The organism is Helicobacter sp. MIT 11-5569, from assembly GCF_000765695.2.
In the GTDB taxonomy this organism is placed as follows: Bacteria; Campylobacterota; Campylobacteria; order Campylobacterales; family Helicobacteraceae; genus Helicobacter_D.
On the sequence record NZ_JRPB02000002.1, the window covers coordinates 100,815 to 114,417 of the forward strand.

Below are 13,603 nucleotides of genomic sequence, written 5' to 3' on the forward strand. Positions count from 1 at the left end.
AGTCAATGAATTTTGAAAAAACTAATAGAATCTTGTAATCAACTTAATTTAATGAAAAATTTTAAGCAAAGCTCAATCTTTATTTAGATAAAAATGTTCTCATTAAGCCGCTTAAGTTGTTATTTTGAAAACGAGGTATCACATATTAAAGGAATGAAAATTTTACCTCTTAGCACACAAGATTTAGTCAAGATTTTAGAATCTCTTTAGGCGATTCTTGCCTAAAGAGTAAGTATTTATTTGATTTTTGCAAGAATTGCATTAAAAGTTGCACTTGGGCGCATAATTTCGCTACATTTTTTAGCATCAAGCTCGTAATACCCACCTAAATCAACTTTAACACCTTGTGCTTGGATAAACTCTTCGTGGATTTTAGAAGAATTTGCGTTAAGCTCTTCAAAGATTCCTTTAAAAAAGCTTTGCAATGCGGAATCTTGATTGTTATTTGCAAGTGCTTCTGTAAGATAAAGCGCAAGATAGAAATGGCTTGTTCTATTATCATCTTCTTTGACTTTGCGTGAAGGGGCTTTGTTATTGTTTAGCCATTTACCAATAGCACTATCAAGGCAATTTGCTAAAATTTCTGCTTGTTTATTGTTGGTTTTTTGCGCGTAGAATTCTAAGCTTGCTTGTAGAGCTAAAAACTCTCCTAAGCTATCCCAACGTAAGTGGTTTTCTTCTACAAGTTGTTCCACTTGTTTTGGCGCACTTCCGCCAGCTCCTGTTTCAAACATCGCTCCGCCATTTAACATAGGAACGACAGATAACATTTTTGCGCTTGTGCCTAATTCTAGGATTGGGAATAAATCTGTTAAATAATCTCTTAAAACATTACCTGTAATAGAAATCGCGTCTTTTCCAGCACGGATTAGTTTTAGGGATTCCAAACATGCTTCCTTTGGAGCTAGAATCGCAATATCTTTGCCTTTTTCTTTTAATCTTGCTTGCACTAAATCTGCCATAATCTTGTTGCTTGGACGTTTTGCATCTAGCCAGAAAATTGCCTTAGAGCCTGTCAAATCTGCGCGCTCAATTCCTAAATCAATCCAATTTTGCACAGCATCAAATTTTGCAGTATTTGCGCGATAAATATCGCCTTTTTCGACATTGTGTTCCAAAAGTGTGTTGCCTTGTGCGTCTGTGATTTTAAAGATTCCATCTTCTTTTGCGATAAAAGTTTTATCATGTGAGCCGTATTCTTGTGCTTTTTTTGCCATTAAGCCAACATTTGAAACGCTGCCTAATTCACTTGGATTTAGTGTCCCATTTGCGCGTAAATCTTCTACCACAGCTTCATAAATCGTTGCATAGGTTTTATCTGGGATTAGCGCATTTGTATCGCATTCTTTGCCCTCTTTATCCCATAATCTTGCACCATTTTTTAGCATTGCAGGCATAGAAGCATCGACAATAACATCACTTGGCACATGCAAATTTGTGATTCCTTTATCAGAATTTACCATAGAAAGTGGCGCACTTTTGTCTAAAATCTCATTGTATTTTGCTAAAATCTCTTGCTTTTTAGGACTATTTTCAATCTTTGTTAGTAATTCGCTAACACCGTTATTTGGATTGACTCCAAGCTTTTGTAATTCTTCACTAAATGCATCAAATAATTCTTCAAAATACACACTTACTGCATGTCCAAAAATCACAGGGTCGCTTACTTTCATCATTGTAGCTTTAAGGTGCAAAGAAAGTAAAATATTTTCTTGTTTGCAGATTTTAATTTGCTCTGCATAAAATGCACGCAATGCTTTAACGCTCATAAATGTTGCGTCTAAGATTTCGTTTTTATCAAGTTTTAGATTTTCTTTTAAAATCTCACTTCCATTTTTTCCAATAAATTCAATTTTTGCCGTAGTGGAATCTTTGATTAAAATGGCTTTTTCATTATCAAAGAAATCCCCTTTTGTAATATAAGAAACGCGTGTTTTTGAGTTTTTATCAAAAGGCGTGATTCTATAAGGATTCTTTTTTGCATATTCTTTAACCGCTTTTGTGCAGCGTCTATCAGAGTTTCCTTGACGCAATACAGGATTAACAGCAGACCCTAAGACCTTTTGGTATTTTTCTTTGATGGTTTTTTCTTCTGTATTGCTTGGTTCATCTGGAAAATTAGGAATCGCAAAGCCCTTGCCTTGAAGCTCTTTAATTGTTGCTTTAAGTTGTGGGATTGAAGCAGAAATATTTGGTGTTTTAATAAGATTTGCATCAGGAGTATTGACTAACTCACCTAGCTCTTTTAAAGCATCTTTAACTCTTTGGGATTCTTTCAGAGATTCTGGAAATTGCGCTAATACGCGTGCAGAGAGAGAAATATCAGAAGTTTCTACTGGGATTCCAACTTTTCCTAAAAATGCTTGCACAATGGGCAAGAAAGAATAAGTTGCAAGTGCTGGAGACTCATCGGTTAATGTGTAAGTAATTTTCATAGGATTCCTTTAGAAGATTAGGTTGTGTTAGAGTATAGCAAACAATCAAACAAAATCTGCTAATTTTGGTCAAGATTTGTTTTACTTTTTAGATTTTTTTACATTATGTTGCACTTTGTAAAATTATGCGTAATTTTGGAGTTTTGATTTTATTCTTACAATTATTATATAATGCGCTTTATTAATCATAAAAAGGAATAGTAATGAAAAAAATTGCACTAGGATTAGTGTTTGTGTTGGGAATTGCTAGCTCTGCATTTGGAGATTTTGATAAGAATTTTAAGCAAGGCATTAAGGAATTAACAAATATTGATGTGGAAATTCAAGTCAAAAAGAAGTTAAAAAGTTTTAATGGCGAATATTTTGTTATTGGACGCACAAAAAAAGGCGATATTTTTCCAGTAATTGTAAGTCAAGATGGTAAATATTTTATCGGACTTAGCAGCGTAATGAATTTTAGTAAAGATGATTCTAAAATGATTATGGAAGAGATTAACAAGGCTGGAGAAGCAAAGATGAAAGAAGATAGCAAGGCTTTAAATGCTTTATTTGAAGAATTTAAAGAGAGTGATTTTGTTGTCTTAAAGGGAGAAAAAGAGAATCTGCCGACAAAAATTGTAGTAACTGACCCTGATTGTCCATATTGCCGCAAACACCTTAAAGATGTGGAATCGCAACTCAAAGAAGCGAATTTGAAATTAATTTTCGCTCCTGTGCATGATGAAAATGCTTTTATTAAAGCGCAACTTATTTTAAATGCTACAGCTAAAGCAAAGGATAATGCAGCAAAAATTGCAATTTTGCGCAAATATTATAATGATATTAAACTAAGTGAAAAAGAGAAAAAAACAGACATTAAACAAGTTAAATACACCACAGAAAAAATCTTTAATAGCGGTTTAATTGATGGTGTGCCTTTTGTTTTTGATGTTGAATAATTAAATGCTAGCTAGTGTAGAGTTTGAAAAAAACGCATTGCGCTTAATGATTACTCTTTTTGGAGTGTGGGATAGGAGTGTGCCAAAATCTACACTAAACACTTTAGAATCTCTACTTAATAAATGCTCTAAACATTCTAAAATGCAAGATTATAAAGTTGTAATTTTAGTGGATTCTAGTTTTGACTTAGATTTTTGTGGCGGAGAAGTGTTGCTAAACTGGCTCGAAAAACTTGGAGAATATTGCGCGTTAGAAAACGCGCTAGTTAGGCATTCTAAAGCTACGGAGATTTTTGCCATTTTACAGAGTAAAACAGCACTTGATAAAACAGAATTTACACAAGATGTGATTCAAGCGCATAAAGATACTTTAAAGATTCTAAAAATTTGGGGGAATCGCATTATCACTTCTCTTAGTTTTTTGGGTGAGATTGTTTATATGTTTTATCATAGTGTGCTAAATCCTAAGGATTTTCGCACAAAAGCATTGTTTTTTCAAATTCAAGAAGCTGCGATTAAAGCAGTGCCGATTATCTCTCTTGCATGTTTTTTAATAGGGATTGTCATTGCCTATCAAGGAAGTTTGCAACTACAACAATTTGGGGCAAGTGTTTTGATTGTCGAAATGAGTGCTATGCTAACTTTGCGAGAAATGGCACCGATTATTGTTGCAATTATTATTGCAGGGCGTAGCGCGTCTGCTTTTAGCGCAGAGATTGGTATGATGCGCGCTACACAAGAGATTGATGCAATGCGTGTTATGGGGTTTAATCCGGTAACTTTTTTAATTTTTCCACGCATTTTTGCCTTGCTTTTTGCATTGCCATTAGTCGTATTTATTGCGGATATGTTTGGGTTGCTTGGTGGAATGTTAATCTCACAATTACAGCTTGGGATTAGTAGTGAGCATTTTGTTGAACGTTTTTTGCAAACTGTGGAAATGCGCCATTTTTGGATTGGAATGTTAAAAGCTCCATTTTTTGGGTTGATTATTGGATTGATTGGTTGTTATCATGGATTTGCTACGCAAAAAGATACGCGCAGCATTGGTGTGCATACGACAAAAAGTGTTGTGGAATCCATTTTTTGCGTGATTGCATTTGACGCATTATGCTCTGTGTTATTTACGCAAATGGGTTGGTAATATGGATTTCAAAAAAATAGCATCCGTTGTAGAAATTCGCAATCTTACAACAAGCTATGGAGAACGTATTATTCAAGATAACATTTCGTTTAGCGTTAAGCAAAAAGAAATTTTTGCCTTGCTTGGGGGAAGTGGAAGCGGAAAAAGCACATTGCTTAACACAATGATTTTTCTAAAATCTCCAACCAAAGGAGAAGTGCGGATTTTGGGCAAAGATATATGGAGTCTAAATCCCAAAGATGCTTTAGAGATGAAATTAAATTTAGGTGTTTTGTTTCAGTTTGGGGCACTTTTTAGCTCGCTTACTGTGCTAGATAATGTAATGTTGCCTTTAAGGGAATACACGTATTTTAGTCAAAGAGATATGCAAGAGTTAGCTTTTATGTGGTTAGTGCGTGTGGGATTAAAAAAGGAAGTGGCAAATCTTTATCCCAATGAGTTAAGCGGAGGAATGGTAAAACGCGTAGGGCTAGCGCGTGCATTAGCATTAAGCCCTAAAATTTTATTTTTAGATGAGCCAACAAGCGGACTAGACCCAAAAAGTGCAAGAGAATTTGACGCATTAATCGCACAACTTAGAGATTTATTAGGGATTAGTGTGGTTATGGTAACGCATGATATGGAATCTGTGAAAGGTGTCGTTGATAGAATGATTGTCTTAAAGAAAAAGAAGGTGTTTTTTGAAGGGAGTTTGGAGGATTTAAAAGAACAAATGGAATCTTTAGATGCATTTTTGGAGAGCATATAGGAGGGGATAATGGAGACGCGATTAAATTATGTTTTGTTGGGTATATTTTTAGTAGCATCATTAGTGGCGTTGGCAGGATTTGTATTTTGGATGGGAAAATATGATAGAAATTTAGGAGCTTATGAAGAGTATTATTTGTATAACAAAGAGTTGCCAAAAGGAATCCGCATTGAAACTCCTGTGCGCTATTTAGGGCTTCCGGTTGGATTTGTAAAGAGTTATGATTTGAGCGCAACGCAAGATAATGTTGAGATTATAATTTGGGTGAAAAAGGATATTGTCTTAAATCAAGGCGCACATGCGCGTGTGGAATCACAAGGACTGACAGGAGGAAATTATATTGCTTTAATACAAGGAGATGGAGAGCCTTTTAGGCATGATAGAAAGGTAGTTATAGAATTCGAAGAAAATTGGATTGAAAAGATAGGTAGCAAAACAGAAGTTGTTTTTGATAAACTTGAAGTGAGTTTGAATCATCTTAATACACTTTTAAATGAAAAGAATTTAAAGAATGTGGAGATTTCTTTAGAAAATATTATGCGCGCGTCTGCACAATTTGAAAATATGCTTAATGGGTTAAATGGTGTATTAGTTGAAGCAAAAGACGCAATGAGTGGAATCCAAAGAAGCAGCGTGCTTTTTAACGATTCTTTGTTGCGTGGAGATTATAATTTGCGTGCAATTTTAATGCCGCTCTTGTATCAATTAGAGCAAAATTCAAAGCGTTTAGATGGAATCTTGCAAGAAACAGAAGGCGCAATAGATGCGTTTTCAAGTTCTCCTAGTGGGTTTTTATTTGGGGGACAACAGCAAATTTTGGGACCAAGGGAGTAAAATGCGTGGAATTAAATATATCTGGATTTTAGGATTTGCAGTTTTATTAAGTGGTTGTTTGGGGAAAATTCCACAAGGACAATCTTATGAGTTAGGGGCAAATGCAGAAGTTTTACAACAAACTTTGCCAAAAAATATTTCTAAAAAACGTATGCTTGAATGGGAGATTATAGTTGCGCCAAAAATTGCTGGAAAGAAAATTGCCTACAAAAAAGATGCAAATACCATTGCGTATTTTGCTAAAAATACGTGGATTGAGCCATTTTCTGAAATACTCAATGCACTCTCACAAAAGGTTGCTTGGAATTATGGAATCTGGAAAAGTGATGATAAAGGAAATGTTGAACAGATTAAAATTAATGTTTTAGATTGCTATTTTGATACAAAAAAAGAAAGTGTTTTTGTGCAGCTCTTGGTGGAATCCAAAGAAAGTAGTGTGTTGATTGTAAAAGAAGAAGCAGTAGAAAGCGGAGGGTTTGTCAAGATTATTTATGCTTTTGAAAGGGCTTTAAATTTGGCTTTTGCTGATGTGTTTTTGAGTATTTAGGGGTTAATGTGGAATATCATATTGCCTTAGAAGAATTTGAGTTAGATTGCATTATTGGAATCTTACCTGTTGAAAGAGAAAAAGCGCAAAAGATTCGTATTGATGCGGAATTTGTCGTAGAGAAAAGTGAAGAATTTTTGGATTATTGTTTGTTAAAAAATTTTATTAAAGACGCATTTGATAAAGAATTTCAGCTTTTAGAAGATGCACATGATTATTTTTTAGCCACACTTCCAAAAAGTTTTCCACAAGTTAAAACATTTTGGATTAAAATCACAAAACTTGAAATTTTTAGCGATTGTAAAGTTGCTATTACAACCCATTATAAAGGAGTTTAAATGGAATTACAAGTGCATCAAGAAGCCCCGCTTTTTAGCCTTCCAAATCAAGATAATGCAGAGATTGCATTGCGAGATTTTCGCGGAAGTTTTGTTGTTTTGTATTTTTATCCTAAAGACAAAACGCCCGGTTGCACGACAGAAGCATGCGATTTTAGGGATTCTATGGAATCTTTAAGCGCATTAAATGTGGTTGTTTTAGGGGTTAGTCCTGATAGTGTGAAATCACATCAAAGTTTTATAGAAAAAGAATCTCTAAATTTTACTTTGTTAAGTGATAGCAATAAAGAAGTGCTTAAAAGTTATGGGGCTTGGGGACTTAAAAAATTATATGGTAAAGAATATGAAGGAGTGGTGCGCTCAACATTTTTGATTGACCCTGAAGGAAAAATTGCTTATATTTGGAAAAATGTGAAAGTCAAAGGGCATATTCAAGCGATTAAAGAGAAGCTAAAGGAACTGCAAACATAAAAAAGCCTCTTATAAAGAGGCAATTTTATTTTGCAACAATGCTAAAGATTCTACCGCGGCGATTAACTAGCATTCTTTTTGTTTGTCCTTTGTAGCGTTGCATTGCTTGGTTAAATTCTTTAGTGTTTGTGATACGATAGCTTTCAATTTGAGTGATAATATCGCCTGTGTGGAATCCTAACTCATCTGCGCGTGAGCCTTGCTGGACTTTGCTTACAATCACTCCTTCAAGATTATCTGGAATCCCAAATTGATTTTTAAGATTTTGGTTAAGAGAGCTAATTTCTAGTCCAGAGATTCCACTTTTTGCACCTTCGCTAACTTCGGTTGTTTCTGTATCTTTTGCTTTTGCGAGCGTTAAAGAGATTGTGCGTTCATCTTTATCACGCAAGAGAGTTAGTGTAACTTTTGTGTTAGGATTTAGTGTGCCGATGATATTTTTAAGCTCCGCTGCACTTTTTACTGCTATTCCATTGACTTTGGTGATTAAATCCCAAATTTGCAAACCGCTTTTTTGTGCAGGAGAATCTTTTTCAATAGAGATAATCACCGCACCTTTTTGGTTTTTATACACATCTTTTAAATCTTCGCTAATATCTTGAATACTAACACCTAAATATCCGCGTTCAATCACACCATCTTCAATCAGTGCTTTTGCAATTTTTTTCACCATTTCTGAAGGGATTGCAAAACCAATTCCGTGATTCCCGCCTGTGCGCGAAAGAATTGCTGTATTAATTCCAATTAATCCCCCGCGACTATCAACAAGCGCACCACCACTATTTCCCGGATTTATAGATGCGTCAGTTTGGATAAAGTTTTCATAATCATTAATACCGATTCCACTTTTGTTTAATGCGGAAATAATCCCTTGCGTAACACTCTCTCCAACCCCAAATGGATTTCCAATAGCAAAAACAACATCGCCCACTTGTAAATCATTGCTTGAAGCAAATTTTAAAAATGGTAAATCTTTTGCATTGATTTTAATAATTGCTAAATCACTTTTGGCATCTTTGCCGATGACTTTTGCTTCGTATTCTTTGTTGGAATCTGGAAGCGCGACAAGGATTTTATCAGCTCCATCAATTACGTGATTATTTGTTACAATATAGCCATCTTTAGAAATAACAACACCACTTCCTAAACTGCGCTCTACTCTATCTTTTGGAATCATAGAACCAAAGGAATCTCCAAAAAACTGCCGAAAGAAAGGGTCGCTAAAAATAGGATGATTTTGAAGATTTGGAGCTTTAACCTTTTTTTGTGTGGAAATATTTACAACTGCATTTTTTGCTTCTTTGATTGAGTTGTAAAAAGAATAAACTTTTGTTTGTGAAGCATCTGGAGCTTCACGATTTGTTATACTTGGCAATTCACCCACTTCAAAAGCAAAAACATTGCTTGCAACAAGTGCGCCAAGCAGTAAGTGTTTGATTTTCATAAATACTCCTTAAAATTTTATGGATATTATTTCAAAAAAATGTAAATCAATAAATAATAGCTTATTAAAGAAGATGTGCTTTTGTATATTCTCGCACTTTTAAATCTAGGGATTGTATGCTTTTAATATCGTTAAAATCAGGATTTTTAAAAGCATTTAGCGCATCTTGCACTAATTTTTGAATCTCTCCAAAAACAATAGAGTTTTGCAAAAATGCCTCAACTGCTACTTCATTTGCCGCATTTAAAATAAGCCCTAATTTTGGGTTTTCTAAAAGCTTATCTTTAAGATTCCATAATGGATAGCGTTTAGTGTCAATATTTTCAAATTTGTAGTTTATGTTTTGAAAGTTTAAATGTTCAATAATGGAGCGTTGATTATCTTTAAAATCTCTTAAAAATTCTTCTTCTAATCCTAATCCAAAGCAAATTGCATAGGCAATAGGAAGTTGCATATTTGCATTTGCAAAATGTGCAACAACGCTTCCGTCCCAAAACTCTACAAGAGCGTGTATGTGAGAATTGCGCTCAATAAAGGCATTAAGATTTTTAGAACCAAAGAGCCAATAAGCTTCTAAGATTTCAAAGAGTTTATTAACCATTGTCGCAGAATCAATAGTGATTTTTTGTCCCATTTTCCAATTAGGATGTTTCAAGGCATTTTCAGCATTTTGATTATGGATTGTTTCTATGGGAATATCGCGAAATGCTCCCCCGCTTGCTGTAATATAAAGATTTCTAAAAGGGCGTGGAGTTTTATTAAAATTTAGTAAATAGCTTAGGCTAAAATGCTCGCTATCAATAGGGATAATATGCCGCATATTAATACAATCCCCACCTACAACCAAGCTTTCTTTGTTTGCAAGAGCAACATTTTTGCCACAATCAATTGCGCATAAAGTCGGAGCTAATCCAATAAATCCAACAAGAGCATTGATAACAAGCTTAGATTCTGCTTCTTTGATTGCTTGTAGGATTCCATCATCTCCGGTGTAGATTTTGCCTTTAAAATCTTGTGTGATATATTTTTTGTCATTAGGGTTAGCGATGATAACAGCTTTTGGTTGGAATCGCAGAATTTGTGTATTTAATAGTGCAATATTTTTGCCTACTCCTAGAACTTCAATGGGCAGTTTATAGCGTTCTGCAATGGCAAGTGCGTTTATTCCAATAGAACCGCTAGCACCTAGAATAATCATAATTTTGCAAGCCCAAGAAGTGCATAAAGAATAATCACTCCAAAAAAGTAACCATCTAAGCGGTCTAAGATTCCACCATGTCCGGGAAACAAAGAACCGCTATCTTTTACATCTGCGCGTCTTTTTAAAAAACTTTCATACAAATCCCCAAAAACACTTACAAAGCTTGTGATGATTGTTAAAATGAATGCTTGAAAAAATCCACAAACGCCAAGCCCAACAAGTGTGCCTGCAAGAGTTGCTACGCTAATGCCCACCAAAACGCCTTCTTTTGTTTTATTTGGAGATGTGGGACAAAATGCGCTATTTGAAAAAAGTTTCCCTCCAACCATTTTGCCGCCAACATAGGCAAAACTATCAGTAAGTCCAACTATAAAAAGAAGCCAAATTACAGCGTTTATAGAATACTCAAGATAGAATAAATATAAAAAGACAAAAGGAATCGTGGGATAAATAAAAGGCATCATTTGCTCTAATGTTCCCTTTTTTGTGTAGCTTTGGTATGCTCCTAAAACTACGAGCGCGACAAATACTCCAATTGGGGATTCATAGATATAAACACTTGCCCAAATAAGAATCGCTAATGTCCAAAAAAATGTGTTTGGAGTGTTTTTGCTATCAGGGGTTGTTTTGTTGTAGAGTTTAAAGGCTTCGTAAAATCCAATAAAAAATGCAACTCCAAGCACGCTCCATAGCAAAATAGGGCTATGAAAGATTACAATCAAAATCACAGCAACAAGCATTACAAGTGCTGTGTAAATACGTCTAGGTTCAAGCAGTTTGATGTTATTTAGCATAATGGATTCCAAAAATATTTTTTGATAGGTTTTGATTATAGCTTAGAAAAGCTTTTAAAGTGCTTGCTAAAAAAGAATCTAAAATCTCTAAAATAGAATTGGGTGTATTGCACCTCAAATAAAAAGAATGAAAATTTATTTTTATAGCAATTTCAGCTTTTATTTTGCTATAATTCTGCTCGCTTTCCACTTTAAGAAGAGAGTTTTTTGTTTATCCCCCTTTTTTAAAGACATTTTCTTGTGTGGGAAGCTTAATTAGTTTTTCTCTCTTTCTAAACCGCTGACAACAGGCACAAATACGCAGCTTTCTAACTCTTGCTTGTTGCTTAGGATTCCATCGCGTTTTATAAAACGTGTAATAGTTTGTGTATTATTTGTTACGATTGGAGCGACTAGGATTCCGCCTTCGCTAAGTTGTGCAATAAGATTTTGTGGAATCTCTACCACAGAAGCAGAAAATAAGATTCTATCATAAGGTGCAAAAGTCGCCCAACCATTTTGCCCATCATCAAGCTTTGTATTGATATTGTAAATATCGCAGAGTTTTATGCGCTCTCTTGCTTCAAGCCAAAGTTTTTCAATGCGTTCAATGCTAAAAACGCGGCGAATTATTTTGCTTAAAATCGCAGCTTGATAGCCACTTCCACAGCCGATTTCTAGCACAGAATCCGCCCCTTCACATTGTAAGTATTCTGTCATTTTTGCCACAGTTAAAGGCGAGCTAATCCACTGACTTGCACCCATAGGAAGCGCATCAAGCGCGTATGCAAGATGTTTAAAGCCATTTGGCACGAAGAGTTCTCTATTAATGCTCAAAATCGCTTTTTCAACAGATGGGCTAAGCGGGAACTTTTTAGAAATTTCAAGCACCATATTTGCAGTTTTTAATGCCTGCATAATTCTAATTTAGCCCAATATTAATATATTTTCGCACTTGTGTAATGGCATTAAAATCTGCTAGCATTCCTATGATTTCTTCATTATCATTAGTTGTTGCATCTCCAAAAGGTGAGATGATTCCGCTGCCTTTTGCGCAAGTATCATTTGCGCCACCGCTTGCTAAAACAAAGCTTTGTGTGGTGATTGCTAAGGCTTTTGTGAGTGTTTCAAAGTTGTCTTTGCGCTCTTTACCCCATTGTGCTGGGACAAAAATCAAATCACAACCCTTGACGCGTTGCCATAACTCAATAAAGCGCAATTCAAAGCAGTTGATTGCGCCACAAGTTAAGCCATCAATTTTAAAAGGAGCAATCTCTCCTATATCCCCACTTTGAAAATGCAAATGTTCATTTCCTAGAGGAAAAAGCTTATGTTTGCTTTGTTTGTGCAGTAGCTCGCCTTTGTGAAAAACTTTTAGATTATTGTAGAATCCATCACGATATTTTTCAATCATTGTAAGAATAATCGTCCTATCGTTTGATAAGCACAATAACGATTCTGTGGCAACCTTTGCAAACTCTGCAGCTTCGTCCATTCGCTGATAGCAAAAGTTTGTCAAACAAACTTCGGGTGCTAAAATAATAGAATCGCTTTTGCAATTTAAAATTAAGTTTTTTAAATGCGTAAGATTCTCTTCAAAATTTTGCTTTGTTTTAATCTGCAATGAATAAAGTTGTTTAGAAATCATCAAAATTTATACTCCCTTTTGCGTAATTGGTTACATTTCCTTCAAAGAAATTTGTCTTTTGCTCATTAAAAGAGCTAAAAGAATCCACCCATTTAATAGGGTGTTTGGCATTAAAAAGTGGCGGCAATCCTACGCGCTTTAGCCGATCATCTGCCAAATAGCGGATATATTCGTGGATAATCTCACTTGTAAGACCAAGAATCTGCCCTTGTGTAATATAATCTCCCCAAGAAGATTCTATTTTAACCGCTTCTCTAAACATTTCCACCACTTCTTCAAGCAAATCTTTGGTAAAAAGATGCGGCATTTCTTTTTTGAGTGAGTTAATCATATTTTGGAATAACAACAAATGCGTAACTTCATCGCGTTGAATGAAACGAATCATTTGCGCGCTTCCTAGCATTTTGCCACTTCTTGCAAGTGTATAAAAAAATGCAAAACCGCTATAAAAATAGATTCCTTCTAAAATCTGATTGGCAAACATTGCCTTTAGCAAAGTCGGCTCTGTAGGATTTATCGCAAGTTCTTCATACACATTTGCAATATAATCATTTTTATTTTTTAGTTGTGTATCTGTGCGCCACATTTCATAAATTTCATCAGTATTTGCAGAAATGGATTCTACCATTACTGCATAACTTTGAGAATGCAAAGCTTCTTCAAAAGCTTGACGCACTAAAATGAGATTAATCTCTGGGCTTGTGATATAGGGATTGACATTATCAATGAGATTATTTGTCTGCAAAGAATCCATAAAAATAAGCTGTGCTAATGCGCGGTCATAACCGAGCTTTTCTTCTGGAGTTAAACCATCAGCATAATCACGTTTATCTTGTGTCATATTGACTTCTTCGGGAAACCACGAGTTTGCAAGCATAACTTTCCAAAGATTATAAGCCCATTGGTATTTGATTTTATTAAGCTCAAAGATACTCGTAGGATTACCGCCAAAAATCTTGCGTTCATTGACATTTTCTTGCGAGTTTGGATTATAAATTTTCTTGCGATTTATCATAAAAATTACCTAAAATCATAAGTGTAAAATAAAAAAAAAATTATAAAATTTTAAAGATTTAAAGACC

General features: G+C 34.9%; 14 protein-coding genes. 7 read left to right on the forward strand and 7 right to left on the reverse strand.

Going from position 1 to position 13,603, the window contains the following annotated elements:
• Positions 1–236: 236 nt before the first annotated feature.
• The gene (locus tag LS70_RS02705) at positions 237–2,435 is read right to left on the reverse strand and encodes an NADP-dependent isocitrate dehydrogenase (protein ID WP_034290458.1); all 2,199 of its coding nucleotides are present in this window, start codon (positions 2,433–2,435) and stop codon (positions 237–239) included.
• 203 nt (positions 2,436–2,638) lie between these two features.
• Here LS70_RS02705 and LS70_RS02710 point away from each other — a divergent pair, with 203 nt between their 5' ends.
• The 7 genes from LS70_RS02710 to bcp are packed head-to-tail and all read left to right on the forward strand — an operon-like array spanning position 2,639 to position 7,455.
• Positions 2,639–3,373, forward strand: coding sequence for a thiol peroxidase (locus LS70_RS02710; RefSeq protein ID WP_034290456.1), 735 nt, complete (start codon positions 2,639–2,641; stop codon positions 3,371–3,373).
• Between the two features lie 4 nt (positions 3,374–3,377).
• Positions 3,378–4,517: an MlaE family ABC transporter permease gene (locus LS70_RS02715; RefSeq protein WP_034290454.1), complete on the forward strand. Its 1,140-nt coding sequence runs from the start codon at positions 3,378–3,380 to the stop codon at positions 4,515–4,517.
• Between the two features lies 1 nt (position 4,518).
• A complete protein-coding gene (locus LS70_RS02720; RefSeq protein ID WP_034290452.1) occupies positions 4,519–5,265 on the forward strand; it encodes an ABC transporter ATP-binding protein in 747 nt (248 codons plus the stop codon).
• A 9-nt stretch (positions 5,266–5,274) separates the two neighbouring features.
• Positions 5,275–6,099, forward strand: a complete 825-nt coding sequence (locus tag LS70_RS02725) for an MlaD family protein (RefSeq protein WP_034290450.1) — start codon at positions 5,275–5,277, stop codon at positions 6,097–6,099.
• A gap of 1 nt (position 6,100) precedes the next feature.
• Complete coding sequence (locus LS70_RS02730) at positions 6,101–6,646, forward strand: hypothetical protein (protein WP_034290448.1); 546 nt, start codon at positions 6,101–6,103, stop codon at positions 6,644–6,646.
• Positions 6,647–6,654: 8 nt separating this feature from the next.
• On the forward strand, positions 6,655–6,984 hold the full coding sequence (locus LS70_RS02735) for a dihydroneopterin aldolase (protein ID WP_034290446.1): 330 nt from the start codon (positions 6,655–6,657) through the stop codon (positions 6,982–6,984).
• Positions 6,985–7,455, forward strand: a complete 471-nt coding sequence (bcp, locus tag LS70_RS02740) for a thioredoxin-dependent thiol peroxidase (RefSeq protein ID WP_034290444.1) — start codon at positions 6,985–6,987, stop codon at positions 7,453–7,455. It abuts the gene before it with no gap.
• 25 nt (positions 7,456–7,480) lie between these two features.
• Here bcp and LS70_RS02745 read toward each other — a convergent pair whose 3' ends face one another.
• The 6 genes from LS70_RS02745 to LS70_RS02770 form a co-directional block, all read right to left on the reverse strand.
• Positions 7,481–8,899, reverse strand: coding sequence for a DegQ family serine endoprotease (locus tag LS70_RS02745; protein WP_034290442.1), 1,419 nt, complete (start codon positions 8,897–8,899; stop codon positions 7,481–7,483).
• Between the two features lie 64 nt (positions 8,900–8,963).
• Positions 8,964–10,097: a 1-deoxy-D-xylulose-5-phosphate reductoisomerase gene (gene dxr, locus LS70_RS02750; protein WP_034290440.1), complete on the reverse strand. Its 1,134-nt coding sequence runs from the start codon at positions 10,095–10,097 to the stop codon at positions 8,964–8,966.
• Positions 10,094–10,894 carry a phosphatidate cytidylyltransferase gene (locus LS70_RS02755; RefSeq protein ID WP_034290438.1) on the reverse strand — a complete coding sequence of 267 codons (801 nt, stop codon included), beginning with the start codon at positions 10,892–10,894 and terminating at the stop codon, positions 10,094–10,096. Before LS70_RS02755 ends, dxr begins: the two co-directional genes overlap by 4 nt.
• A 255-nt stretch (positions 10,895–11,149) precedes the next feature.
• Complete coding sequence (locus LS70_RS02760) at positions 11,150–11,791, reverse strand: protein-L-isoaspartate(D-aspartate) O-methyltransferase (protein ID WP_034290433.1); 642 nt, start codon at positions 11,789–11,791, stop codon at positions 11,150–11,152.
• A 4-nt stretch (positions 11,792–11,795) separates the two neighbouring features.
• Positions 11,796–12,521: a carbon-nitrogen hydrolase family protein gene (locus LS70_RS02765; RefSeq protein ID WP_034290431.1), complete on the reverse strand. Its 726-nt coding sequence runs from the start codon at positions 12,519–12,521 to the stop codon at positions 11,796–11,798.
• Positions 12,511–13,536 carry a ribonucleotide-diphosphate reductase subunit beta gene (locus LS70_RS02770; protein WP_034290429.1) on the reverse strand — a complete coding sequence of 342 codons (1,026 nt, stop codon included), beginning with the start codon at positions 13,534–13,536 and terminating at the stop codon, positions 12,511–12,513. Before LS70_RS02770 ends, LS70_RS02765 begins: the two co-directional genes overlap by 11 nt.
• Positions 13,537–13,603 lie beyond the last annotated feature (67 nt).

Bases quoted from the DNA above. Each gene is read 5' to 3' on its own strand.
- LS70_RS02725 (WP_034290450.1), top strand. From the start codon at position 5,275: ATGGAGACGCGATTAAATTATGTTTTGTTGGGTATATTTTTAGTAGCA.
- bcp (WP_034290444.1), top strand. From the start codon at position 6,985: ATGGAATTACAAGTGCATCAAGAAGCCCCGCTTTTTAGCCTTCCAAAT.
- dxr (WP_034290440.1), bottom strand. From the start codon at position 10,097: ATGATTATTCTAGGTGCTAGCGGTTCTATTGGAATAAACGCACTTGCC.
- LS70_RS02760 (WP_034290433.1), bottom strand. From the start codon at position 11,791: ATGCAGGCATTAAAAACTGCAAATATGGTGCTTGAAATTTCTAAAAAG.
- LS70_RS02730 (WP_034290448.1), top strand. From the start codon at position 6,101: ATGCGTGGAATTAAATATATCTGGATTTTAGGATTTGCAGTTTTATTA.
- LS70_RS02720 (WP_034290452.1), top strand. From the start codon at position 4,519: ATGGATTTCAAAAAAATAGCATCCGTTGTAGAAATTCGCAATCTTACA.
- LS70_RS02755 (WP_034290438.1), bottom strand. From the start codon at position 10,894: ATGCTAAATAACATCAAACTGCTTGAACCTAGACGTATTTACACAGCA.
- LS70_RS02705 (WP_034290458.1), bottom strand. From the start codon at position 2,435: ATGAAAATTACTTACACATTAACCGATGAGTCTCCAGCACTTGCAACT.
- LS70_RS02770 (WP_034290429.1), bottom strand. From the start codon at position 13,536: ATGATAAATCGCAAGAAAATTTATAATCCAAACTCGCAAGAAAATGTC.
- LS70_RS02745 (WP_034290442.1), bottom strand. From the start codon at position 8,899: ATGAAAATCAAACACTTACTGCTTGGCGCACTTGTTGCAAGCAATGTT.
- LS70_RS02765 (WP_034290431.1), bottom strand. From the start codon at position 12,521: ATGATTTCTAAACAACTTTATTCATTGCAGATTAAAACAAAGCAAAAT.
- LS70_RS02710 (WP_034290456.1), top strand. From the start codon at position 2,639: ATGAAAAAAATTGCACTAGGATTAGTGTTTGTGTTGGGAATTGCTAGC.
- LS70_RS02715 (WP_034290454.1), top strand. From the start codon at position 3,378: ATGCTAGCTAGTGTAGAGTTTGAAAAAAACGCATTGCGCTTAATGATT.